Source organism: Stieleria mannarensis, assembly GCF_014154935.1.
Lineage (GTDB): Bacteria > Planctomycetota > Planctomycetia > Pirellulales > Pirellulaceae > Stieleria > Stieleria mannarensis.
In genome coordinates this window covers 13,990-39,891 of sequence record NZ_JACEHH010000023.1, presented here as the reverse complement: position 1 = coordinate 39,891, position 25,902 = coordinate 13,990, and the positions used below count along the sequence as shown (strand labels likewise).

At 59.6% G+C, this 25,902-nt stretch carries 18 protein-coding genes; 8 read left to right on the top strand and 10 right to left on the bottom strand.

Annotation, left to right across the window (positions count from 1 at the left end; all coding sequences use genetic code 11):
• Both H1B37_RS16515 and H1B37_RS16510 read left to right on the top strand, forming a co-directional pair.
• Positions 1-525, top strand: a complete 525-nt coding sequence (locus H1B37_RS16515) for a KdsC family phosphatase (protein ID WP_182867760.1) — start codon at positions 1-3, stop codon at positions 523-525.
• An 8-nt stretch (positions 526-533) separates the two neighbouring features.
• Positions 534-3,728 (top strand): hypothetical protein, encoded by a 3,195-nt coding sequence (locus H1B37_RS16510; RefSeq protein ID WP_220498232.1) that lies wholly within the window; start codon positions 534-536, stop codon positions 3,726-3,728.
• A gap of 133 nt (positions 3,729-3,861) precedes the next feature.
• On the opposite strand, the gene H1B37_RS16505 is transcribed toward H1B37_RS16510, so the two are convergent.
• From H1B37_RS16505 to H1B37_RS16480, 6 genes are all read right to left on the bottom strand, one after another.
• Positions 3,862-4,479: a response regulator transcription factor gene (locus tag H1B37_RS16505; RefSeq protein WP_286177825.1), complete on the bottom strand. Its 618-nt coding sequence runs from the start codon at positions 4,477-4,479 to the stop codon at positions 3,862-3,864.
• A 153-nt stretch (positions 4,480-4,632) separates the two neighbouring features.
• Complete coding sequence (locus H1B37_RS16500) at positions 4,633-5,235, bottom strand: hypothetical protein (protein ID WP_182867757.1); 603 nt, start codon at positions 5,233-5,235, stop codon at positions 4,633-4,635.
• Complete coding sequence (locus tag H1B37_RS16495; RefSeq protein ID WP_286177824.1) at positions 5,232-7,541, bottom strand: serine/threonine-protein kinase; 2,310 nt, start codon at positions 7,539-7,541, stop codon at positions 5,232-5,234. Before H1B37_RS16495 ends, H1B37_RS16500 begins: the two co-directional genes overlap by 4 nt.
• On the bottom strand, positions 7,538-8,158 hold the full coding sequence (locus H1B37_RS16490; protein WP_182867756.1) for a hypothetical protein: 621 nt from the start codon (positions 8,156-8,158) through the stop codon (positions 7,538-7,540). Before H1B37_RS16490 ends, H1B37_RS16495 begins: the two co-directional genes overlap by 4 nt.
• A gap of 85 nt (positions 8,159-8,243) precedes the next feature.
• Positions 8,244-9,050: a hypothetical protein gene (locus H1B37_RS16485; protein ID WP_182867755.1), complete on the bottom strand. Its 807-nt coding sequence runs from the start codon at positions 9,048-9,050 to the stop codon at positions 8,244-8,246.
• 222 nt (positions 9,051-9,272) lie between these two features.
• On the bottom strand, positions 9,273-9,473 hold the full coding sequence (locus H1B37_RS16480) for a hypothetical protein (protein ID WP_182867754.1): 201 nt from the start codon (positions 9,471-9,473) through the stop codon (positions 9,273-9,275).
• Between the two features lie 451 nt (positions 9,474-9,924).
• Between H1B37_RS16480 and H1B37_RS16475 the strand changes: the two genes are divergently transcribed.
• From H1B37_RS16475 to H1B37_RS16465, 3 genes are all read left to right on the top strand, one after another.
• The gene (locus H1B37_RS16475; RefSeq protein WP_182867753.1) at positions 9,925-10,698 is read left to right on the top strand and encodes a hypothetical protein; all 774 of its coding nucleotides are present in this window, start codon (positions 9,925-9,927) and stop codon (positions 10,696-10,698) included.
• Between the two features lie 117 nt (positions 10,699-10,815).
• Positions 10,816-11,133, top strand: coding sequence for a P-loop NTPase family protein (locus tag H1B37_RS16470; protein WP_182867752.1), 318 nt, complete (start codon positions 10,816-10,818; stop codon positions 11,131-11,133).
• Positions 11,130-13,676 (top strand): tetratricopeptide repeat protein, encoded by a 2,547-nt coding sequence (locus H1B37_RS16465; RefSeq protein WP_182867751.1) that lies wholly within the window; start codon positions 11,130-11,132, stop codon positions 13,674-13,676. Before H1B37_RS16470 ends, H1B37_RS16465 begins: the two co-directional genes overlap by 4 nt.
• Before the next feature lie 30 nt (positions 13,677-13,706).
• On the opposite strand, the gene H1B37_RS16460 is transcribed toward H1B37_RS16465, so the two are convergent.
• Together H1B37_RS16460 and H1B37_RS16455 are read right to left on the bottom strand one after the other, a co-directional pair.
• Positions 13,707-17,717 (bottom strand): FG-GAP-like repeat-containing protein, encoded by a 4,011-nt coding sequence (locus tag H1B37_RS16460; protein ID WP_182867750.1) that lies wholly within the window; start codon positions 17,715-17,717, stop codon positions 13,707-13,709.
• A 257-nt stretch (positions 17,718-17,974) separates the two neighbouring features.
• Positions 17,975-18,703 carry a hypothetical protein gene (locus H1B37_RS16455; RefSeq protein ID WP_182867749.1) on the bottom strand — a complete coding sequence of 243 codons (729 nt, stop codon included), beginning with the start codon at positions 18,701-18,703 and terminating at the stop codon, positions 17,975-17,977.
• Positions 18,704-19,133: 430 nt separating this feature from the next.
• On the opposite strand from H1B37_RS16455, the gene H1B37_RS16450 reads away from it, so the two are divergent.
• Genes H1B37_RS16450 through H1B37_RS16440 form a run of 3 tightly spaced genes read left to right on the top strand, consistent with a single transcriptional unit; the run spans position 19,134 to position 23,788 of the window.
• Positions 19,134-19,838, top strand: coding sequence for a sigma-70 family RNA polymerase sigma factor (locus tag H1B37_RS16450; protein WP_182867748.1), 705 nt, complete (start codon positions 19,134-19,136; stop codon positions 19,836-19,838).
• Positions 19,839-19,853: 15 nt separating this feature from the next.
• Entirely contained in the window at positions 19,854-22,646 is a 2,793-nt protein-coding gene (locus H1B37_RS16445; RefSeq protein ID WP_286177823.1) for a serine/threonine-protein kinase, read from the top strand.
• A 23-nt stretch (positions 22,647-22,669) separates the two neighbouring features.
• Positions 22,670-23,788 (top strand): hypothetical protein, encoded by a 1,119-nt coding sequence (locus H1B37_RS16440; protein ID WP_182867747.1) that lies wholly within the window; start codon positions 22,670-22,672, stop codon positions 23,786-23,788.
• On the opposite strand, the gene H1B37_RS16435 is transcribed toward H1B37_RS16440, so the two are convergent.
• Positions 23,775-24,359, bottom strand: coding sequence for a cohesin domain-containing protein (locus H1B37_RS16435; protein ID WP_182867746.1), 585 nt, complete (start codon positions 24,357-24,359; stop codon positions 23,775-23,777). The genes H1B37_RS16440 and H1B37_RS16435 overlap by 14 nt on opposite strands.
• Positions 24,360-24,535: 176 nt before the next feature.
• The gene (locus tag H1B37_RS16430) at positions 24,536-25,708 is read right to left on the bottom strand and encodes a cohesin domain-containing protein (protein WP_182867745.1); all 1,173 of its coding nucleotides are present in this window, start codon (positions 25,706-25,708) and stop codon (positions 24,536-24,538) included.
• Between the last annotated feature and the right edge of the window lie 194 nt (positions 25,709-25,902).

The following is a 25,902-nucleotide window of genomic DNA, read 5'->3' as shown; positions in this document are numbered from 1 at the left end:
ATGCCAGATTCTTCTGACAGCGATGTTTCACTCGCCCTGCCGATCCGCTGCATCCTGTCGGACGTGGACGGAGTGATGACCGATGGGCGCATCATCTATGACTCGGCCGGTGCGGAAACGAAACAGTTTCATGTCCGCGACGGTTTGGGGATCAAACTTTGGATGCGGGCCGGGTTTCCGTTCGGAATCATCACGGCCCGCAACAGCCCGATGGTCGAGCGCCGCGCGGTAGAACTGGGCATCAGTCACGTCAGCCAGGGCAGCGGCGACAAATTGCAGCGCGCGATGCAAATCCTGCCGACCTGGGGCTGCGAACTATCGTCGGTGTGTTACATCGGTGACGATCTGCCCGATCTGGCCGTCATGACACGTGTCGGACTGGCGGTCGCCCCGGCCGACGCGGCAACCGACGTGCAAGACGCGGCGCACTGGATCCTTCGCGCCCCCGGCGGACACGGTGCGGTGCGCGAGGCGATCGAGCGGTTGTTGCGAGCCAAGCAATTGTGGTCGGCGACGGAGGCGTGAACATGGGGATGGTCAGCCGCAACGTGCGAAACTACTTCATCGCCCTGGCGGTGCTGGTGCTGTGCGCTTCGGCGTATCGTATCGCGGCGATCCGTTTGTTGACCGTCCCCGATGTCGCACGCGTCGAACCCCGCCCGCCGACACAACGCGTCGACTTGAAGGAAGACCTGGCCGACGTGTTTCCCGAGGACGCCTGGCAACTGGGCGATTGCAAACGCTTGCTGACCAGCAACGGGGCGTTGTTGTTCGAAAACTGGCGTCAGATTTCCGAGGACCAATGGAAACTGGAACCGTTGACGATCGTGGTCGGGCGTGGCTTGAGTGACGACGCCGCCGCGACCCCGATCGTCTTGACCGCGAAAGAAGGTGCGGAGATCCAATTCGCCCAATCGTTGGACATGATGGGTGGCAGTGCACCGCCGATCAAAATGGGCCGCATGATCGGAGACGTCGAAATCGAACGACGTGGGACCAGTGACCCCGCCGACGCGTTGGCAGTCAAAACACGCAACGTCCGGATCGACAATCAAAAGGTCTGGACGACCGAACGGATCACGATGCAAGTCGCCGGCGCCCAATTGCGGGGCAGCGACTTGACGATCTACCTGGCCGCCTCGGCGACTTCGGCCACCAAGGCGGAAACAGCCTCCACGCTGCTGGACCGGATGGATTTGGTCTACCTGGAAGAATTGCGGATCCCGCTGAACGGCCCTGCCGATGCTTCCGTCAATGCTTCCGGCCGGCCGCGAAGGATCGGGACGAAAGGAGCGGCCGACGAGAACGGTGAGGTCTCGATCAAATGCAACAACGGACTGGTCTATGACTTTGCCCTGGACCGATTGTCGTTGCGGGACTCGGTCACGATGGTGCGAATCGTCCGAGGACAAACCATCGACTCGTTCAACTGCGACACCTTGGATCTGATCTTGCGCGACCCGGCTAATCAATCGGTCGTTCGTCGCGGACCGCTGGATTGGGTCGACCGCGTGCATGCGACCGGACGTCCGGCCCGGATCCGGTTGACGTCTTACGACTTTGATCTGACCGCCGATGAAATCGATTTCGATTCCGTCGGCGGTCTGCTGATCGCCGATGCCGCCCCCGAACCCGACCGAGCTCACGACGTGACGATTCGTCGCGGCAACCTCCAAGCCACGCTTGCCCGGTTGGCCTACCAGTTCAACCCCGACACTCCGGAAACGATCGGAGTCATCGACGTCCAGGGGCACGGGCGTGTCTCGATCGACGATCCGGGAATCATGTTGCGAGACGTCAGCTGGAACGACAACTTCAAACTGCAACCGATCGGCCAGGCGACCGTCACGGCGGTCAAGGAAATGCGCGAGCAAAGCAAACTGCGCTTTCAAATCGATGGCGACATTCAAGCCCGCCTGTCCGACGGTGGCATCGCCCGCGCCGGGTCGGTCGAAGGCACCCTGAAACCGCATTATGTCGAACACAGCGACGACGAAGGCGGCAACCCGGCGTTGCCAAGACCGATCGCACAACCGCGTCAGCCACTCAAGCGGACGATGACGTTGCTGCCGGAAAGTTTTCATGCGTTCGAATCAGTCACCATCGATTCGAACGACCTGCTCGCTTCGATGAATCGATTGAGTCTGTTTTTTGAGCCGTCGGCTGATTTTGGCAAACGCGCACCGGCGGCGAAGTCCAGTGGCGCGATCTTGCCCGCGCCCGGTGGCCCCGGAGCCAGCCCTGCCGCAACGTCCCCCGGTGAACTGGCCAGCTTTGTCAATCAACCGGTCGCCGCTCGCCAGCTACGCGCCCCCGTCGCTCGCCCGCGTCCCTCACTTTCGGGCGACCACGTCAGCGCCGAATTGCTGGTCACGCCGGCAGGCATTCAACCCAAAGACGTCAGTGTGATCGGCGACGTGCTGATTGAGCACCAGATGAATGCGGGCTCCGCGACGCTTCCGGTCCAGATGGCCGGCCAGACGATGCGGTTGCAACGCAATGCCGTCGCACAGGCGTCCGGCCAGGATTACTTGCAATTGGGCAGCGGTCCCGATTCCCCGGCACGATTGCAAATGGGCAGCGGTTACTTCGTCGGCCCGATGATCAAGGTGTGGCCCAACGAGAACGTCGTGCAAGTCACCGGGGCGGGCGAAATGAAGGTCCCGGTCGAATTATTGTCGCGCAAAAAAGAACGCTCACCAGACGATGCCGCTCAGCCCACTGCCGGTGCATCGGTTTCCTCGATCAATTGGACTTCCTCGCCGCTGTGCCGCTGGGGCGGGAACATGCAATTCGATGGGCAAGCCGCGCTGCTGACCGGCGGCGTTCAAATCGACTCGGAATTCATCAACGGCGGCGATCCCTGGCTGACGCGAATGGTTGGCGGGGAAATGCAACTCTCCCTGGCCAATCCGATCGCGTTCAATGACCAATCGTCACTGGGGGCGGCAGCACTTGCCACCGTCAGCCTGGTCCAGACCGAACAACAAGACGTGGTCGTGCGAGCCGAACAGCGGACGGCCGATCTGACCACCCAATCCATCCACGTCATCACCGCAGGCCGGTTGGATTTCTCGCCGGGTGAAGGCGGCCAACTGGTCGGCAGTGGACCGGGGTGGTACCGCGGCTGGATGATGATGAACGAAAAGAACTCGATGCTCTCGCCCAAGGCGGCTCAAACCGATCATCTCGGCGGCATGGTGCTGCAGGGTGTTCACCTGACGTTCCGCGAAGCGATGCGCGGCGACCTGAAACACGAGACGTTGGCGTTCTCCGGTGGCGTTCGCACCGGAGTCAAAAAGCTCTCGTCATGGGACGAGGTCGTCGACGTCGCACAAATGGAACGTCTTGCGGTCGGCGAAATGACGATGGATTGCCAACAGCTGAAATTCGGCGTCGCCCCCGGCACCCCGGCCGACCTCCGCAGCATCCCCGGCATGCCGACGCCTTGGGAAATGACCGCCGAAGGTGGCGTTGTGGTTCGCACCAACACCGAAGCACGCGGGTTGATCGAAGGCACCGCGACCCGTGTGTCCTTCGAATCAAAGAAGTCGTGGCTGAACGTCCAAGGAACCCAAGGGCAAAGCGCCTTCATCCGGCAAACTTGGCCCGACGGTCGTAAAGGGGTTCAAATGCATTCCCCGAGGATGCTTCTGAACCTCAAAACCTTCGAGTTCCAAACGGTCATGCAAGACGCCCAATTCAACAACGTCACGCTGCCGAAATAGGCCAATACTCCGCCGCGGCTTGATTTTCCGGTAGTGGACGAGGCGACGGGTCCATTCGGATTGCCAGCTGCCAGGACTCCTCGCGTCGTCCACTACCGTCTACCCGAATGTCGCCCCGCGACGCTCTCCGCACTCAATCCAACTCGTCGTCTTCGACCACTTCCGGGCTGGCCGGGTCTTCCGGGGCACGTTTACGCAGCTTGCGTTGCAACGACCGTCGGTGAATTCCCAATCGACGCGCCGCCTCGCTGATATTGCCCCCGCAATCCGACAGCACCCGATGGATGTGTTCCCACTCGTTTCGGGCCAGCGACGGAGCTGGAAAACTGACTTCCCCGGTCGGCACCGAAGGTTCATCGCCGCGGGCAAACGCCGCCAAAATATCGTCCGCGTCGGCGGGTTTGCTAAGAAAATTGACCGCGCCGGCACGAACCGCGTCGATGGATGCGGGAATACTGCCGAAACCGGACAGCATGATGACCCGAACGTCGGGGTTCATCTGCAGCAATTTGCGAAGCAGATCCAATCCCGAGCGGCCTGGCATTCTCAAATCCAACACCGCCAACTCGGTCGGCGAATGATGGTAGACCTCGATCGCTTCGTCATAGCTGCCGGCGGTTTGCACGCGAAAACCGCGTTGCCGCAACGCCATCGCCAGCCGGTCACGCAGGATCAGCGTGTCATCGACGAGTAGGATACTGTCCGCGCCGATCGTTGCGGCGTTGTACACGGGGGCAATTTCATCTGTCATGATCATCGTTTCTGCGGCCTGCCATGGGGGGATCACCAAAGGGAACGCTTCCCCGAGATTGTAGACCGATGAACCCGATCAGCCATCCCACCGCCGGTGCCCCGGCAAGTAAAAACGCATGATTCGCTCGCCCTGACCCTGCAAGCCGCCCCCTCACGCCCCATAGCGACGACTGAACACCCCCAGCACGCCTCCGGAGAGACACAATCCGATCAATCCGAGCGCAAGCAACCCCGCCGTGGCCCGCATCCGCTCGCCGACCACCGAATTATTCATCGCGCGTCGGATTCGTTTTCGGTCCTCGGCATCAAACGTCAGCTCGACCGCGATTTCATGCAACGTTCGATCGCCCATTTGCAGTGTGCCGACGTACCGCCGCTCGACCAGTTCGTCTTCGATCCACTGCGGGTCCAACATCGCATCGTCGCAAACCCAACCGGTCGTTTCCTTGATGTACAACGCGACCGCGGCGGGTTTGAGCACCTCCAATTCGGCCTCACACAACTCCATGGTCTCTGATCCGCTGGTCGTCACCACCCAGCGATGGACCGGCGATTGCAAATCGGGTTCGGTTTCGATCCAAGCCGGGCGGTCGTCCGGGTAGGTGACATGATCCATCGGCGCCACCGACAATTCGGCGCGTTTCGGTTCGTCACCACGCTCGGGGGCGGATTCGATGGACGATTCCGCCAAACCGATGGACGCGACAAACGCGACGACAAAGCAAGCCGAAGCGGCGGGAAAAAGCGTTCTCATGCGTTGGCCTCCCGAAGATGGCGTGGTGTGGGACGGTTGCGTTTGGGCCAGGGGTTGGCGGCAAACATCCGTGGGTTGATCCACGGGGCCGACATTTGCGTGGCCATGGCCAGTCCGCCGGCGACCAACAGCCCCATCGGTTGCGGCACGGGAATCAACTGATGGACGCCCCAAGCCGCCACGCACACGACCGCCACGCTCCACAAGCTCAATCGAGTGCGTCGCAGCGGATCGACGGACTTCCACCAACGGATGCCGCCAAAGAGCAGCGCGAAGTGGGCCATCATGCCCGCCGCACGGATCGTCGAATCTTCGCGGTAGAGCGCCTGCGGAAGTTCGTCGCCCAAGAGTTCGCTGCCGCCGGGCAACAACGGCAACAGAAAGAACTCGTTGAGCGCATAGGCGAACAGACCGACGCCGGCACCGATGCCCGCGAGCACCAAGCGCCGAGGCAAGCCTTCGCCTTCATCGCGTTCCCAAAGTTTGCCCAGCCCCAAGATTCCCTGGGCACCGACCAGCACGACCAAGCCCATCCAGAAATACGGCGCCACGTCCACCGCGCTGACATCGCCGCTGCGAAGTCCGATCACGCCGGCGGCAACCGCCATGGTCAACACCGTCAACGACGACGCGATCCAGGACGTATTGAGTTCCGCCAGTCGGACCAGATTGTGCTTGGCACGCAACAAGTGACGAACTTCGCTTCGCCATTCCTGGCGTGTCCGCGGACGTGCGGGCGAACCGGATTGGGACGCGATGCGGTGGGCCTTGGCATAACTGGGCTGTTCGCTCGAATGCAGCACCATCTGCCGAATGATGTAGTAGGGAACATAGAACGCACCCAAAATCGACAGCGCCGGCAACAACCAGTGCGTGTTGATGAACAACACGAACGCCAGAAAGGCGCCGATCCAAAATCGCGATCGCGGCGATTGCTCCAGTGACTTCCACCAGCGACGCAGATCGTGCGCTGACGTGCGAACCGCGCGCAGCAGCGGTTCATCGGCGGCGATCGGGGCCGGTGAAGCTTCGGGATACGCCAGACCGATGACCGGTTCGTCAGACGCGGGTACGGTCTGCGACGACACGCGCGGATTTGGCGGATGTGATTCCGAGTGCGTCGTCGGACTTGCCGGTTCACCGGACGTTTCACTCACCAACGTCGGAATCGCAACGGCGTCGGCGACCGACAGGCCCAACGGCGCAACCAGTTCGGCAATCGTCGCCGGTCGTTTGGCCGGATCTTTGTTCAAGGCTGCGAGGATGGTTTCGCGATACGGCGACGCGACGCCGCTCAAATCCGGCAGGGCGGTCAGATGCTTGACGATGATCTCGTGACAACTCTCCCCGTCAAACGGTACCCGTCCGGTCAACAGTTCGTACAGCATGACGCCCATCGCATAGACGTCGATTTCGCGTCCGTACTTGCCGCGTCCGATCTCCGGGGCCATGTAGTGGAACGTCCCGACGCTTTCGGTGTGGCCGCCCCGCTGGGAGGACGAGATGTATTTGCTGAGCCCGTAGTCGCCGACCTTCACAATGCCCAGATCGTCGAAGATGTTGCCGGGTTTCAGATCGCGATGGACCAACCCCGCGCTGTGCAAGTGTGCCACGCCCGCGGCGATCCCCGCGAACCAACGCCGCGCCTCAGCCTCCGGCAATCCGTCCGGGTTGCGATCCAACACGTCACGCAGGTTCGCCCCCGCAACGTATTCCATCACCACCCAGGATCCACCGTCGGTGTCACGGCAAATGTCGTACAACGAAACCAGGTTGGGGTGTTTCAGGTTCAAACACTGCGACACGCCGCGGAGTTCGATCTCCAGGTTGCGTTGAATCCGCTTGAGCGCGACTTCCTTGCCCGCCTGGCTGACGGCAAAGTAGACTTCGCCGAATCCGCCCACACCGACCCCACGCCGTATCGTGTACGGGGGCAGCGGTTGCGAGCCGGGGGCAAAGGTGAAGGACATCGGTCGGTTTTCAGGCGGCGATCCGAGAGAGGTTTCGCTGAACGCAGATTGCATTCTATCCCCATTCCCGGCTCCGTCATCCGGATTTTGGGGCCGCCCTTGGACCGATTCCCGCGTTTTGCCGGGCGAATTCGATTTGCAGGACCGGAAGAACTTTGCGGCAAACCCGAATCCGTTTTTTCGTCCCTGGCACTTCATGCGGCTCACCTTACTGCCGTTGGGTGATGCGTCCGGATCCCCGCTGATCGGGGCGGCGGCATCGTCGGACACGTCAATCGGTTGTTCATTCATGTCTCGGCCAGCGAGGGTGCGGTGATCGGGGACGAGAGTGTTCATGCTTCTTCCAACATCATGTCGAGATCTCCCAGCGAAATCCGCTGGCCCGGGACAAGGTCGACCAACGGCGAGGGTGTCGCTGGACGTGCCACGTCGACTGCCGCGCCGGGTTTCAACTTCGCCCGCCACCGGCCGTCGCGAAACACCAGGACCGCCGCGGTGTCGACCGAGGAGCAGCAGATGTGGTCGCCCGGGTTGGGCCCGATCAACACCGTCTGGTCCACCAACAAGACGTGATCGACATGTTGGTCAAATCGATGCGGCGGATCGAGCGAAAGGACCGCCGAACGTGACAGCGGCGACGGTTGATGCAATCGCAGCGTTGCCGATCCGGGGATCGGAAATACACTGCCGGAACGCAACAGCGTCCCGGCCGAAGGCTGCCCACCCGGCGCCTGCCGCCCTGCATCCGCGCCGTCTGCTGCATTCCAAAAGTAGTCGCCGTTCCTGCGAACCAGCGTCCCTTCACAGCGTCGCCAATCCGATCGGACCTGGACGTCCGTGGTTCCCTCCAGACGGGCGCCTCCGACGGTCAGCCGGTCACCGGTCAGCAACGTGAATCCGCCACAACGATCGATCCACAGACGCCATGCGGACGTCGGCTCAAGATCGGTCATCGGGCGGATCACTTGGTTCATCAGAACAGAGGGCTGCAAGGACTTTGGGGCAGGAAAAGGTTCACCGGTCGCGGACGTTGAAAGCTCAGTCCAATTGAATCGCGACAAGTGCCTTGGGCTGTTCGCGTTCGGCATCAAAGTAGCTAGCGATGTCGTCCAACAGATCTTCGTCGCCGGAATCCTCCAAGTTGATTTCACCAAAGTACTCCGCATCGACGCTCATCGTTTCTTCCTCGACGTCGATCCGCGTTTCGATCTCATCGAGCAAGCGACGGGTTTGGGACAGGTGGCTGTCATCCAGACTCAGTTCGCTGGCCGTTTGAGCGACCCGCAGTGCTCCCAAGCGTGCTTGCAGATTTTCGACTTCGACTTCCAGTTGTCGCTTCGCACTCAACATTTCCTCCATACGGTGCTGGGCGGCGGTCAACGTCGATTGCCGAGCGGTCAACATTTGGTTCAGTTTGTCTGCGGTCGCGCGGCGCGTCTTGAATCGTTTGAAGCGGTTCTTCAAATCGTCTTTGACTTGCACCGAAGTGTAGGTGCGGCCGGCGTAGGTGAAGTACTTGTCGCCGCCTTCCAGGTCGGTGGTCAAGCGTTGGATATCGCTTTGGGCCGACGCCAGACGCGACTCGGTTTCATTCAACTGTTTTTCCAGCCGGGCGACTTCGATCTTTTCGCGGGCGATCCGCTTGGCATTGTCCGTGATCTCGGGCTTCAGATCGCTGATCATTTGGCGGGCCCGCTTCAGCTCCCACTCCAGGGGGACGGCATCGCTGGCAGAATCGCGGAGCCAACTGACGCCGCATCGGGTGTAACTGGCCAGCGGAACACCGACGGCCAAACTTGACAAAAGTGCGACGGCACCGCCGGCGACGATGGCTTTCTTCAACATGGACTTTAATCCCCAAAAATTGGCGTTCGAGAAGGAGCCTTCATTGGGTCGGCTCGGTTTTCGCCCTTCTGTTCGGCACGCGAACGCGATTCTTGGGGCGGAGCAATCGAAAATTTTGTGATCTTTCGCCGATTTCATCAAAAAACGCAGCCGACGGGGAAAGTCGGCTGCGTTGCGTGCAAATTGCCAGTGGTGTTCGCTCAATCGACGGGAGCACCGAATTCATTCGCCGTCACATAACGTGTTGCTGCGGATCAAGTAGTGCATCGGATCGTCTGCCGCATCGCGACGCAGAAACAACACCAGGTCTTGAAGATCGGCAACGGGATCGTCGACGCGATCTCTGGGTGCCTTTGCTGCCCCCTCGGATTGTCTCCGGTCAGAGACGTGGTCTCGGTCTAATTTTGACTTGTTAACGATCACAAGAATGCCCCTCGAAATGCCAACGGAAATCATTTCAGCGGAAACGAAAATGCAGCTGCACGGCGCGATAGCTTAACACGCGTCAATCCCGCCTCGAAAGCGCACGCCTGTGTTTCACGGTGTTTCATCATGACACCGACCGACGACACGAAGGCGCGCGCCCGTCGAAGCAGCCAGAACGTGGGACAAAGTCAGAGTTTGGGACAAGGCTGTTTTGGGGGTGCATGACACCCGTCTCAGCGTCCCCCATCGATCGGCAGAAACTGTCACTCCGATCGAGCGTCCCCGATCGGACCAGCGGCGATCGCCAGAAGAACGCTTTTGCGGTTTCTGTACAGAATGACCGGTGCGATCTGGTTGAATGAGCCTCCCCCTCGAAATAGTTTTGCTGTCCCAATCAGACCTAACGGTCTACCCACTCCCTCCTTCCTTCCCCTCTTAAGGATTGTCCATGCGTTTTTGGATGAAAGGCTTTCTTTGTGCACTGGCCGCAGTTGTGACACTCGGCGGCAGCCAAATCGTGTCCGCCGGCTTTACCCCGTTTGTGATTCGCGAAGGCGGCGGGTCCGCGCCGGCGATCAATTCGCTTCCCGGCGGCGGGACCGAGATTGTGATCACCCAAAGTGGTCAGAAAGCGGCGCTCGGTTCGTCAGACATTGATGGCACCAAGCTGGGCGACATCGGCCGCCTGTCGATCGAGCGTCTCGATAACGTCAACCGGTTTACCGCCGGAAGCGGTCCCGCGGTCGGGCCGTACTTGAACTTCTGGATCACCGACGGAACCAACTTCGCGGTCGTCGCCAACGAGCCCTCCAATGCCGCCTTTCAACCGCTGTTCAACAACGGCTATGACCTGACGTTTGCGGACCTGGCGGATAAGACGGCCAAGATCTACGAAGCGCACAGTTCATTCATTCTTCCCAATGCGAGCGGAACCTACACCTTCAGTGATTTTTCAAACTACACGATTCTGGCACCGACAGGCGTATCACCATGGCCGGAAATCGGCACCGGTGCTCCCATGGTGCTGGGCAACCGGCCTGCAATCGAAGCCTACGGCGTGAACTGGGTCTTCGGCGACACGTTGTCCAATTACGTCAGCGGCGACCCGGGCTACCAGGTTCAAAACGCGATGGTCAACAGCACCGTGCCCGAACCGACCGGCCTGGCCATCGCCTGCTGCGGCCTGATGCTCACCAGCCTCCGCCGCAAACGCCGCCGCTAGCCCCCCTTCTCAATTGGTGCCACCCATCAATTTCGTGCCAAGACGACAGCGCGACTGCTAGCAATCCAGATCGTGGGTGGCACCAAATGGAGCACGAGTGACCATGCCCCATGGGAAATGGAGCATTTTCGTAAACGACTTGGCACCTACTACGGCGGCATGGTCACCGACACGTCGGGAGTGACGATTCGAGATGAAGAGATCGCCAGGGAAATTCTGGATCACCTAGCTATCCAGACTGAGCCGCAGTCGATCAATGAAATCTGGTCCGTCGTCAAAGCCAAATTCGAAATCACGGATCGAAACCGTACGGTGGTATTGCTGAACTCCTTGGCCTTGGACCACTACCTGATGAGTGACACCAAGAAGCGGTACTCATTTCGATTCCCGCTGATTCAACGTTGGTGGATGATGGCGCAGGGGCTGGAAGGATGAACGCACGCCACAATATCTCTGCCTACACACCAAGCAACACCGACCCTGAAGTCCTCAAGAGGATCTTTGTTCAGCGGGAAAAGCTTCTTGAACGAATTGTCGATCGCTTGTCCCGCAGCATGACGTCCGGCGACAAGCACCACATCCTGCTCGTGGGCCCGCGTGGCAGCGGAAAGACGCACCTTGTCACTCTGGCGATTTGGGGTCTTCAAGGAAAAGAAGAACTGGCGGATGTGATGCGAGTTGCATGGCTCGGTGAAGACGATTCTTTCACAGGACTCGTGCATCTAGCCTTCGGTATTGCAAGCCAGTTGGCCCAGGAGTATCCCGACGAGTTCACGTCTGACTTCAAAACGCCTGTCCGAGGCCTGTCACAGGATGACGCGGCCCTGGCAGTCCTGCGGTCGGTGATCTCGCGACTTGGCGATCGCAAGTTGCTGCTCGTCACGGAGAACATGGATCAGACATTCCGCAGTCTGGGCGACTCCGGGCAAAAGAAGTGGCGAGCGTTTCTGCAGGAGACACGAAAAATCGCCACTCTTGCGACAGCCCAGCAGCTATTCGCGGGTGTGTCTGACCGAAAAGAGGCCTTCTTTGGGTTCTTTGACATTCAGCATATGGCCCCGCTTTCTGTCGAAGATGCCAGTGAGTTGGTTGGCCGTGTCAGCATCGAGCACTCGAAGCGGGAACTTACCAGCTATTTGAACTCTCCCGAGGGACGGTACCGCATTCGTGCGCTGCATTATCTCTCTGGCGGCAACCATCGAATGTACGTGCTGCTTGCTGAGTTTCTCACCAAGGATTCCTTAGCAGACCTTGTTGCGGCGTTTGAGGATTTGGCCGAAGAGATGACGCCCTACTTTCAGGAGCGCATCAGATCGTTACCCGACCAGCAACGACAGCTGATCCAGTGCTTGTGTGATGCCGAGGGCGCGCTAACCGTCAAGCGAATTGCGGGCGAAACGTTCATCGAGGAACGCACGTGTTCCAAACAACTCGGCAACCTGAAGGCCAAGGGTTACGTACGGTCAGAGAAACAGGGCAAGGAATCCTACTATGACATGGCGGAGCCGCTGATGCGTCTGTGCCTGGAAGTCAAGAATCGGCGCGGCCGCCCGCTCAGGATGGTGGCCCGGTTCCTACGCGCATGGTTTCCGGCAACGGCACTACAGTCAGAATTGACCGGGACAAACGCTGACCGAGTCAGCGAGTACTGTGCAGTCGCCTTGGAGTCAGAAGATACGTTTTCTTCAACGATTGCTGGAAAGCTTGTTTCAACGATTCGAGACAACATCAAGAGCGGCGCATTGTCATCCGCCAAGGAACTAGCGAGCGAGCTGCAATTCGCAGACGCAGTGAGAGCTGGTCTGTTGTCTGATGAGATTGAATTCATGGAAGGCGATTTGAATAGCTCGATCAGTTCTTCGACGATCATCATCGAGATGGCAGACACAACGGTGGAGCAGAAAGCCGAGGCACTCATCAAACGAGGCGTTGCGTACGGCCGGCAGGGTGACTTCGAGCGGGCACTGGCGGACTTCTCGGCGGTCATCGAAATGGCCGACGTGCCGATGGGCGGGAAAGCCCAAGCACACGTCAACCGAGGTGTTACGTACGGCCAGCAGGGCGACGTCGATCGGGCACTGGCGGACTATTCGGCGGTCATCGAGATGACAGATGCCCCTGTGAACCTGAAAGCCAGGGCACTAGTCTACCGCGGTATAGCGTACGGCCAGCAGGGCGACTTCGAGCGGGAGTTGGCGGACTACACGGCTGTAATTGAGATCGAGAGTGCCCCGGCGGACCAGAATGCCAGGGCACTCTACAACCGAGGTGTAGCGTACAGCCAGAAGGGTGATGTCAAGCGGAGTTTGGCGGATTACTCGGCGGTCATCGAGATGGCGAATGCCCCTGTGGACCAGAAAGCTCGGGCACTGGTCAGCCGAGGTGCCACCTATTGGCATCAGGAGCAGTTCAAAGAAAGCACTGCTGATTTTGATGCCGTGTTGGGGATGCCGGGAGTATCACCCGAACGACGCACCGGGGCTCTTTTTGCAGTGGTCGAACCGATGGTCGAACTTTGTAGTCAAGACGAAGTCGGAAAAGCGCTGTTGAGGGCATTTGAAGAAGGTGATGCGCAATCGAGTGAATACGGGGGGACGCCGCACGATCTGTTACGGATGGTGCTGCGACGCGGGCCGGTCCAGTGGCCAGACTACATCGCGGAGATCGCATCGCTGTTTGTCAAATACGGTGTTGCTGAAAAACTTGGACAGGGCATCACCAAGTCGATCCAATACCTTGACGAAGGCGGCTTTTCCGAAACTCAGATTGACCGCTGGAATTCGACGTGGCAGCAAGTCGGCGAGGGCTGTGAAGACTTGGAGCTTCCGCTTCGTTGTCTTGACGCTGCAACAGAAGTGATGAAAGCCGATCCGCCTACCGAGCGGCCGCTGTTTCAGCTACCGCTTGAAATCCGCAAACTCGTGCGTCCTTTGTTGAATCGTTCGCTCGGCGAACCTAAGCCGGACGGCGTCACTTGATGCGGAATTGAATCGAATCCAAGCGAGCTCCTAAAACAGCCCCGCAATCGCGAGGTCAATCACTTGCTCCGATCGGTCGCGTTTTCGCGTTTCGATTTCTAACCAATCCATCAACCCACCGGCGTCGGAACCAGAAAAGCCGTCGCGGTGACGAACCGACTCGGCTTCTCCGCCAACAACTTGTCGTCCCAAATGGTTGATGACCATCAACGCGTCGATCGGGCTCAACATCGAGTCACCCGAGACGTCGAAATAGACCGGGCTGGTCTGCTGAATCTCGCTCGGCGTCCCAAGAGGCAACTCATGATCACCCCGACGCGCGATTTCATTGATCACGTTCAGTGCGTCCAGCGGTGAAACCGATGCGGATCGATCGACGTCATAGCGATCGATCGGGTTTTGCCAAAGCGACTCTCCACCCACGATGACTCGATCCGCCCCGCGGACGATTTGGCGATTCCATCCGTCATCGACCCAAACCAATGTTCCCGTGGCCCATCGCGGACCGGCAACGAGCGTTTCACCCGCCGCAAGCGTCAGCTGTGATTGAGAAGTCCGACTTCCTTGAATCGCAGCCCGATAAACTTCAATGTTTTCTGAATCAACGATTTGGCCGCCTTCGTCGACCGCAACGAGTGATAGCTCAGCTCCCCCCGCCTGGTCGGCACTTGCAATCTGGTGCACGGTCACGAATTGGGGATCGCTCCAGTTTTCGCTATCGAACACAAGCGTCTGATGGGACACCGACAAAGTGTCTTGAAAGGAATGACTGACATGAACCGTGTGATCGGAATCCGGCTGGCTGCTGAGGTGGACCGCAAAACGGGTTGATGACTGCGGGTTGTCCGTGGAAAGAGCGTGACCAGCAGTTCCGATGACAAGCTTGGGCGTCGAAGGCGACGGCGACTCGGTGACAAACACCGCCGTATCGATGACCTCCCCATCGGGCGCCACACCCACCGGGCCCAGCTCCCGCTCCGTACTGACACGCGTACGCAGGAACGTGATTTGTCCACCCACCGTTTCGGGAATCACGACCGGAATCGAGTGCTCGGCAACACTCTCCCAAGAACGAAGTTCCAGCCAATGCCCACGCACGATCTGCTCACCCGGATCGTCCCAGTCACCATCACGGTTGAAATCCAACCACGCGTTAACAAAACCGCTTTCACCCCGAATCGGCACCTCCAGAACACTCGCCCCACCGGCAGCAAAACTTGTGCGGACGGCATTTCCATCGCTGCGTTCTTCGGAACCTGCAATCCAGTCGGGCGTCGCATCTTCCTCTGGATCCACCAAATTGGACATTCGCGGTCCGCCTGTGATGTGCCGGGCACCATTGTCGACCAGTCGTGTCGGATAGCTGGAAAGGAGGTCGCTTTGGAAATCAGCGGGTGCATCGCCGAAATCCATCAATCCGAAATCGACAATCTCGACCGGATAATCTTCGACCTCACCGTCCAACGCGGTTCCATCGACGCCGACATCGGCGGAGTCACTCAATCGGATTCGTGCCCAGGTCTTCCCCAAGACCGCATCCTGCGGAACATCAAACTCAAAGAGTTGCCGATCGAACTCACCGACAGATGCACCATGTACAACCTGCTCCCCGTCGGACCAGGTGCCGTCTTGATTGAAGTCGATCCAGGCACTGACGAACAGATCGACGCCGTCAACGCCGCGCACATCAACATCGAAGTAATTCACACGATCACGAACCAGCCAAGGGGACAACGCGAGCGAACTTCCATCATCGCGTGAACGGCCCCAAAACACACCGATTCCCGATTCCAAATAGATCAAATCCTGTCGCCCATCACCATTCAGATCGCTGCGGACGGCAGCCGATGTCCTCCGCCAACGTCCATCCCTCTGCACTGGATCGATGACAACCGTGCCGTCCAATGCGTAAACCAAAAGCGTGCTGCGGTCACCTTCAACCAAGACCTCGTCAATTCCATCCCCGCTTGAATCATCCGCACTAAGCCTTACGGCATAGCCTTCAAGATCCAATTCGACGAGATCGTATCCCCCCACAGCGTCGCTCACATAAACTTCTTGCGGTGAATTGAAGACACCGCGACTGACAACCACGTCGGCCGATTCATCCCCGTTCAGATTGACAGCGAGAAATCGGCGGATTTCTTCGGGCGAATCGACGGTGAATAAGATCTCGGACGTCGCGATCGATCCATCCGCTTCGATTCGAGTGCTTCGCACCGCACCGTCGGCATGGACGCTCATCAGCAGTCGGCCATCATGCAATCGCTCGGATGCAAACAACGTTCGCGACGAGATAACGCTCTGATTCGACTCACGGATAAAGTTGCCCGTACCGTCTCCACGCCAAATCTGCCACCGGGTATCGCCCGCCAGTTCGGTGATTGCCCCCAAGTCGACGTTGCCGTCGCCTGTGATGTCATCGATCACGATACCGTCAAGTGTCCCAGCGGAGTCCAGAAGCAGAGGCTCGGGCGGAGCGAACGTCCCGTCGCCGCGTCCCGCCATCCGCACGACGGTTGCCGCCCCGTCCTCGGGCACACCGATCAGATCGACGAAACCGTCACTGTTGAAGTCCGTTGCGAACGCCTTGCCGATTGCGAGGCTACCTGGCAAGTCGTGTCGCGTCACCGCGATCTGGCTGCTGTCTTCCAGACCGCGCGCCCCCTTGATCAGCGAAAAATGGTCGGCGCGCCGATGAAAGTACACGACATCCTCGACCCCATCTCCGTCAAAGTCTGCGGCGATTTGCGAGATCGGTGACGGACTGTCAAACAACGTCACCTCGCGAATCTGCGAGAAATGAAAGGAATCATCGACATGCACAACGCTGGCGACCGTCGCGTGCTGGATCACGACGTCGTCGATCGAATCATGATTGAGATCGGCCAGTCGCAGACCGGAGCCGTCCGGCACGTTGATCGTGTCCAATCGATTCACAGAGGATTCGTCAACGATTTGAAGCAGGTCGATTCTCCTGGTGGGAAAGTCGGATGTGTTTTGCAACATGACGTACACCAGCGGCCCACCATCGGTCGCTGCCTCTGACACCTCGAGGTCGAGGACATAGTCCGGCATCGCAATCGTCTCGAGCCGATACCCGAACGACTCCTGGTACCAAACGTTGATCTGCCTGTGGTAGTCCGACGTGATCAGGTCGGTCGTCCCGTCGCCATTGATGTCGGCCGCGGCAATCGAGTGATACCCCCTGTTGCTGTCGATACCGACCAGCGGCTCAAGATCACCAAACGTACCGTCTCCGACTCCGCGCTGAACCAACACCTGATCGGTATCGTCCAAGATGAAAAGGAGGTCGTCCTTGGAGTCGTCATCGACATCCCCCAAGAAAAAGTGGCGCACGAACAGATCGTTGGTTTGCATCGTTTGCTGCGGTACCAACGTGCCGGTCCCGGTTCCCAACAAGACACGGGTTTCGCGATGCCTCTGGTGTGACACGAAAACAAAATCGGCAATCCCGTCTCCGTTCAGGTCTGAAGATGCAGCCATGTCTGCGCTGAACCGAAGTTCTTCCGATTCGTAGAGCACACGGTCAAACCCGCTCTGCGCATCAAATTCCATCACCAGGACTTCGTCCAAACATGAAAAAACCGCTTCCGATGCTGAATCGCCGTTGGTATCGGCAAGGGAAAAGTCCTCATTGACGCACGAATCAAACGGTGAGAAATCGCCGAGCTGGCTGTACATCCTGGGTCCGAGCGAACCGTCCGGTTGTTGCAGCTGAGTCATCAATGTGGTGTACGACAGGCTGACGACATCGGAAAGACCATCGCCATTGACATCAGCGACGCGTGTGCTTCGCGCCGCCTCTCCCAGCGAAAAGTCTCCGTGTTGGCGGGGTACCTCGAATAGCTGATCGAACATCTGGTCCTGCGTCGGGACCAAGTTTCCGCCGATCTGGCCGAGCGTCGCGTCCAGCTGCACGTGCGTGGCAACTTGATCCAACGGAGCCCAACCAGCGTCTACCGCGAGCAGTCGTCGTTCTTCGAGTTGTTGAAACCGGCGGATCCATCGTTTCATCATGATTAATCAGTCGAAAAGTCGCACGCCACGAGCCCTACGAGAGGGCTAAGCATAGCCGGCCGAAAGGCGGGTCGCAAACAAACCGGCCCCTTCAACCGGATCATGCCACCGTCAGGCCGCTTTTGCGACCAAGGCGTGACGAACCGCCGGACGCGTTTTTGAGCGTCGTGGGCGGCGTGATTGGCGTCCCCCAATCGCTTCACGATCGCACGACGAAGAATGGCCGGCCGGGATTTCTCAGCTGACGCCAGTCTGCATCACTCGGGTTGGTCCAGTCGCAAGTTGCGGGTTTCTTCGCCGGGGTCGTCCTCGTCCTCGTCGTCCCAGTCCTCCATGGCTTCAACGTCATCATCGGTCATCAGGAACGGCACCTGGCCGTCGCCGAGATGCTGGCCGATCGTGTTCATCACGCGATGAACAAACTCGGGGCTGTCGTTGGGGCCTTGGATATAACACGGGACACCGTCGCGGCCGAACCGGAATTCCTGCTCGCACGCGGTTTCATCCACGTCCTGCCAAATCCGGCTGACGCGTTGATAGTCGCCCATCGGTGTCAGACCGAATTGTCCCGCCCAGCGAACTGACTCGCTGACCAACTTTTTCGCGAGCGACGGTTCGCACTTGGTCATCGGGTCGCGCGATGAGAACCCCCTGACTTGCTCGGAGAACTGCTGGGGCGTCACCAAACGGGCGAACGCGTCCTTGACCCCCAAACAAGCTTTGTCGACCAGGAAACATACGAACACCACTCTCCCATCCGGCAGGGGGCGGCCGACCAAGACGCCACCGATCTCGTCGGAGCGTTCGTTGTCGAGCAACCCATTGGCGACGTAGCAGCCCATGATCGGCGCCCGCTGGGCCGCGGAAATCTGGCCGACGATCGACTTCATCGCATTTTTTTCCGCCGCCAACTGTTTCCGCTTGGCGATTTCCTTCTTCCGCTTCTTTGCCAGCTTCTTTTGGCGACTCTGTTCCGTTTTGCTCATCGCTCGATTCTCCGTAATAACGACGTGTTGTTGGTCAGCCGAATCCCACCGGGCTGCCGAAAACGGGACCTGCGTCCGTCGCCCGGAATGTACGCCCCATTTGACCGGCCCACCGACGGAATTGTCCAGCCGGCTCGACTCGGCCGCATCAACCGGAACTCCCGTCGCCGGATCGGTTTCCATCGCACCCGACGGAACTGTCCAGCTGCCAATGTCGTCAAAACACGTTCTATCTTCTGCATAGAGTGGGTTTCCGGCGCAGGATCGCTAGAGTACCAGAGTTTTTCGTGTGTCATTGACCGATCCGTACGGAAAAGGGCCCGATGCGCAAGGGAGTTGAATCGAAGGCCTTGAACCGAAGGCCTTGAACAGATCGGCCCGTTCCCGGCCGGCGGAGTTTCGTCGCCGAGCACCATTGCCAAACAGATCCATGCCGAACATCTCCATCGAACCCGAAGCCGACATCCAACTCGACGTTCCGCAATTGCTCGGCAGGGCCCGCCAAGCTCTCCGCGGCACGGCCGTCGACGCGGACGAAGACCACCTGAGTGGCGGCAACGACAACCACCAGGCGTTGGGGCAACTGCTGCAACTGTATCGCAATTACCTGACCATCCTGGCGACGACCCAGCTTGACCGGCGACTGCGGCGACGGATGAGTCCGTCGGATTTGGTCCAAGACACGATGCTGGCCGCCCACCGTGATTTCCGATCCTTTCGAGGCTCCAGCGAACCCGAGTTGCTGTGTTGGCTGCGACAGATCCTGGTGAACTGTTTGCGTGACGCAATCGACATGCATCTGAACGCCCAGAAACGGGATCTGCGTCGTGAGGTGTCGATCGAACAGGTCGGACAGTCGCTGGACCAAAGTGCTTGCCAGCTGGCCAACGTGTTGGCCGATCGCGGCCCATCGCCCAGCGAACCGGCACGGCGGCGCGAGCGTGCGGTCGAACTTGCCGATCAACTGGCCAAGCTGCGGCCGGAGTACCGCGACGTGATCGTGCTGAGGAATCTGCAGGGACTGTCGTTCAACGAGATCGCCGACCGATTGGATCGCCGGCCCGGCACCGTCCGCATGCTATGGCTGCGGGCGATGGACAAGTTCAAACAGACCTACGATCAACCTCGAGCCTAGCGCCTCAGCGACGTGTTGGACTATTCCTCCATTTCCGACTTGAGTGTCGAGCCGTTGGCGACGCGACACTTGTCCGACGCCCAAAAGGATCGGATGACGTTGCTGTTGGATCGCTATTTATCGGCATTGGAAAAAGGCGCGCCGCCGGCAGCGGAGGATCTGGCGGTCGATGATCCGGAGCTGATCGAACCGCTGCGGTGCTACATCAACGGGCTGGAAGATTTGCACCAAATCGCGGCGGGGTTTGCCCCGCATGGCGAAAACGATGCCGAGGCGGACGATGAAAAACGACTGGGTGATTTCCGTTTACTCAACGAAGTCGGCCGCGGCGGCATGGGCGTCGTTTATCGCGCCCGACAGTTGTCGCTCGAACGCATCGTCGCCATCAAATTGTTGCCGTTTGCGGCGGTCTTGGATGCCCGTCAGATCGTCCGATTTAAAAACGAAGCCCATGCGGCGGCGCAGCTGAATCACCCCAATATCGTTCCGGTGTACACCGTCGGCGTCGAGCGCGGTGTCCATTACTATGCGATGCAGTTCATCGAAGGGCGGTCGTTGGATGCGGTGATTGCCGATCAAGCAGACCGTGACGAGATGCCCGACATCCCTGTCACACTGCGACGAGCGATCGACGTCGCCGGCGCGCTTCACGCCGCCCACGAGTTCGGCGTCGTGCACCGTGACGTCAAACCGTCCAATTTAATTCTGGACACGGACGACAAGATCTGGGTCACCGACTTCGGACTGGCACGCTGCCAGACCGACGCCAGCATGACCCAAACGGGCGACATCGTCGGCACGATGAAGTACATGAGCCCCGAACAGGCGCGGGGCGAATCGGCGATCGTCGACGGCCGCACCGATGTCTATTCCTTGGGCGCGACGCTGTATGAAATGCTGTGCCTGCGGCCGGCCTACGACGGCAATGACACTCCGGCCGTGCTGCGACAAATCGAAGAACGCTCGCCCGCGCCGTTGCGGTCACTGCGTCCGGAGATCCCCCAAGATTTGGAAACCGTGATCGCCAAGGCGATGTCAAAATCACGTGACCATCGCTATGAAACCGCGTTGCAATTCGCCGAGGATTTGCAACGCGTTCTCGATGGCCGACCCACCGTCGCTCGCCCGCCCACGCTGGTCGACCGTTTGGCGCATTGGGCCCATGCCCATCGAAACGCCGTTGCCATGACCTTCGCGTTCGGATTGTTCACGCTGTTGGGGATGTCGATCAGCATCGCAATGATCGCCGCGGCAAAACAAGAATCCGATGCCAACGCAATTCTCGCCACACGCAGCGACCGTCTGGCCCGCGGAACCGTCGATCGACTGGGCGCACAGATGGCCGAACTGCTGGCCGACATCCCTGCGGCCAGTTCCGTCAGACAGCAATTGTTGCGTGAAACGCTGGCCTACTACCAAGCGTTCGCCGACCAGGCCGATGACGACGAAACGCTGACCGAAGACCTGGCGATCACCTACGGCAAGATCGGGACGTTGCAAAATGAAATTGGATCTCCGGCCGAAGCCATCGCGTCGTTGGAAGCATCGATGCGGTTGTTCCAACAGTTGGCCGACGCCGGCCAGCCGAATGGAACACTGCAAAACCGTTTGGCCAGCAGCGAAAACAACTTGGCACTCGCGTTGGACCGCGCCGGCCAATATCAAGCCGCCCAACAACATTACGAATCGGCGATCAGGCGATGGCGGGCGCTGGCAGAAGTCGATCCATCGGACGTCGACGCCCGCGCCGGTTGGGCGATGGCCGTGGGCAACTTTGCGTTGCTGTTGAGCAAGACGGATCGCCCGGATCAAGCCGAAGCGATGTTCCACCGCAGCCTGGAAATCGCGCAAACCGCATCTCCGGCCGAATCCGGTTCCCCCAACGTCCCCTTGGCGAAACAACTCGCGTCGACCTACCAAAACCTCAGCGGACTGTTGGCCGAACGCGATCCGGGACAAGCCGTCACCTATGCCCAACAAGCACTCCAATACCAGATGCGAGAGCTTGACGACGCCCACGCCGGTCCGAACGCCGCGGCGCGTGTGGCGTTGACGTTGAACAGCCTGGGCGCGGCCCAATCGGCCTGCGGAGATTCCGACGCCGCGATCGAATCGTATCGTCAAGCGTCCGATTTTCAACAACAACTGGTCGACCGCTGGCCGGGCGAATTGACGTATCAACGTGATCTGGCGGTGACACAGAACAACTTAGGAATGGCGTTGGCCGCGCAAGATCAATTTGACTCGGCCAAACGCGCATTCGATCAAGCACTTGGTTACCAAATCGCCCTGACCGAAGCGTTTGCCGATGACGCGGAACTGCAAAGCACACTCGGCGGGATCTACAACAACCACGCCTTTGTGTTGGAAAAACTCGGCCGCCGTGCCCACGCGTTGGAGTCCTATCGACTGGCCGTCAAGCATCAACAACAGGCTCTGCTGGCAGCTCCGGAAGTGCCGCGTTATCGCGACTACCTGAGCAAGCATTTTTACAACTGCGCCCGACTGCTACGCGAGAGCGACGACTTTGACCAAGCGGTCCAGTTCGCACTGCGGCGACGCGAGTTGTGGTCCGACGATGGCAACCGTCTGACGGGCGTCGCCGAAGAGTTGCTGACGACCGCCTTGCAGATCCGACAATCCGGTCCCCCGAACGCCCCATCACAGCCCCAAGCGTCCGTTTGTATCGACTACGCCAAAGAAACCCTCAAAATGGCGACTCTGGCGGGCAATCAACACGCGTCCGACTTGCTGAATCGGCCCGAGTTTGCGGAATTGATCCAAAAGCCGCAACTTGATGAGACCTGACGAACTAATCTTCTACATGATTCATGAAACCGATTGACGGCAAGACGCGCCCCTCCATGACCAACCACCACGCCAACCGTTCATCACGCCGCCGCAACCGCGCCTCGCGCAGGCCGCCGTTGAACGTCGAACGCTTGGAATGTCGCACGCTGTTGGCCGGCGACATCGGGTTGGCAATTGGCCCCGAGGACGCTTCCGTTTTACACGATTCCAATGTGTACGACGGTTGGTTTCCGGCAGTCGTCGCCCCACCCCAGCATGCCGAGTCGATGGCTGAAAACGCGATGCGGCGAACGGCTGAAGCGATCCGCCCCCTGGCGGCCAGCCCGAAATCGGCTGCGGCGGAGCGGGTGTCGCTGGATGAATCGATCGACACGTTGGCGGCCGATGTGGGTTACACGTCGGCTCACCCCCGGCGCAAAGCCGGTCTGCCGCAGCCGGCCGATCGGCCAGAAGCTGACGGGGCGCCCGACGACCAATCACGCACCGATCGCGAAGGCGGAATGATCTCGGTCGACTCCCACCCCTTGCCCTCCAATGACACTTTGGACCTGGCGGGGCAATTTGAGACCGCCGGCTTGGAATTCCATTTAATGAGCGGCGATTCCGCCTGGAGCGACGCTCCCCAATCGCCGGCGCATCAGCCCACGCCACTTCGCGTTTCGAACTTGGGGCAAAGTTCGGTGACGGCATCGACCACGCCTCCAATCGAAACCGGCCCGACGCTGCCGCAGAATTCGCTGCCAGAAAATTCTCTGCCAGGGAAACACCTCGCGTCGACACCTGCCTCCCAGAATAACGACGGTGGGATGATTCGTGTCTACAGCACCGCGCTGCCGACGACCGGGCCGACGACACTGTCGTCCAGTGTCCCGATCCAACTGGCCCCCAACATGGGACACTATCGTAACTTTCGACTTGCCGATGCTCCGGGGCTTGATTCGAAACAAGACTCCGACCGATCGGCCACGCTGGTCAGCCGAAGTGAATCAGGGGAATCGATCGAAAAGTTGCGTTCAAAACGAAAACTTCGTTGGGCGAGCCGGCTACCAACGTCTATCCGTTCGTCGGTGTCCGTCGTTTCCGGAAGCGCCCTGTTGAGCGGTGAATTGCAACGGTCGCAAGTCATCAAAAACCGTTGAACGACTCGCCCATCAAGGCGTCGACATCACTCGGACGCAGCGGCCCCATCGGCGGGGCACCGGATTGATTGGCACCGCTCACCCGTGCATGGCTTTCGCCCCGCGGACCATCGTCAAGGTTCTCCGCAGCGACCGGCGGTGCGACCGACAATTGCGTGACGTTCTCATTGACTCGCACCTGGGCGATGTGGATCGGTGCCGCGCGATAATCACTCACGCAAGCCTTTTCGCGGAACCCGACGTTGATGACTTCCCCCGCATCGGTCTGAACCGGATCGGCCGAAAACAGGAACGCCGTGATCGTTCCCGCGTCGTGATCGATGTTGACGGCCATGGCGACATCGCCGTTCCAAATCGGGCCGGGCTGGATGTTCAGGTCGTCGGTCCGGACCACGGCGGGATCATAACGGATCTCGATTTCAGCCGCGCGAAGCTCGTTTGCGCGTTCGACATGAAATGGCAAGCTGAGCTCTCGCGCGGATTCGTTCCACGATTGCGCCACCGAGACGCTCGCCAACAGCCGTCTACATTCCAATCGCTCGGCGGCAAGCCGACGTTTCTGAAGTACCATCCTTGGACCACCACCAGAAGGAGAGGAGCATCGCGCCCGGCCACGTTGCGTTCACGACGAAGCGACGTTTACCTGTGGATGCTCAAGGCGGGCAAGACCAACTGATCCCTGATGGGCGAGTTTGCGATCGAATTGGATGATTGGACAAGCCGATCCGCTGTCGCCGTCGGTGGCCGCTACCACAACGGCGTTGTCGCATGGACCTGATCGACCAGATCTTCGTCCCGCTCTTTCGATCCAGACGACGACAGATCGAGTGCGGCGGCGTGGGCGGAGCTGGCAACGATCGTTTCGGTGAACGCTTGAACCTGTTCGCCTTCCCCGTCCGACGCGGTTGTCAACGACGCGGATTCAGAAACCGCGGCGGCGGACGACGTTTCACCGGCAATCGATGCCATCATGGTCGCCGCGGCGGTTGGCGTCGGTGCGGTCGGTTCACTGCCGGTTTCCGCATCGGTGTTGATCCGTTCGATCTGACTGGTCCAGGCATCCGAGCCGACCGGCAAGACGAGGGTCGTGAACAGACGGTTGTACAGGTACGCCGGATGCAAACCGATTTCAACGAAATCCTGACCTTCCAAGGCTTCGCCGGCCGACAGCGTCGCCGTCACTTCATTTTGCCCGCCATCCAAGTACGCGACCGGTTGTTGCTGGGTGATGGTGTAGGTTCCAGCCGCCAGATCGCTGAACTGGTAAGTTCCATCGGCCGCCGTCACGGTTTGTTGCTGTGTCCCGGTCGCCGTGTCGGTCAACGTGATCGTGACACCAGGAATCGCTTCCCCCGAATCGAGACTGTCGTTGTCGTTGGCGTCGGCGAACACGGCCCCGGAAATCGTATCGGAACCCGTTTGAATGATCGTCAACGTCCCGTCGGTCGAATCGGCTCCGGCCACCGGGGTCGGCGTGACGTCAATTTGACCTTCGTTCAGCACAACGGATGTCAGGTCCAACGTGGTCGTGCTGCCGAGCGTCGCGTCGCTGTCGACGGTGAAGTTCAATTCCACCAGGCTTCCCGCCCCGCTGGCCAGGTCGGACGAGGCGGCGACAAAGACAATCGCCGTTCCGGACGCATCATCGACGTTGACGGTCAATTGTGCGTCGCTGCTGCCGTCCCACACCGATCCGACGGAAACGTCCGCTTGTTCCAAGTCCAACACGTCGGTGTCATAGCTGAGCCGGATCTCGGCACCACGAACTCCGACGGCATCGTCGATGTCCACCGGCACTGAAACCACGGCGGCCGGCGCGGCGGTCAAATCATCGGCAATTTCAACGGCGGCCAACAAACGACGGGCCGAAAGCGTTTCAAAAGCGGGACGGCGTCGTTTGGTGCGTGGAGTTAACTTCATGGTGCTGGGCGCGGAATCGGTCGGAGTCGCATTGACGTGGGGCGGGACGCACTCGGCACGTCCCCGCGTGTCTCTAGGGAAGGATTTCGGGGTGCCGGTGTCACGAACTTTCTCGAAAAACCACGCGCGATGTCGAATTGAACGAGCGACCGAGCCGACTTGGCAGCCCATTCGGCATCTCCGGATCGACCAGA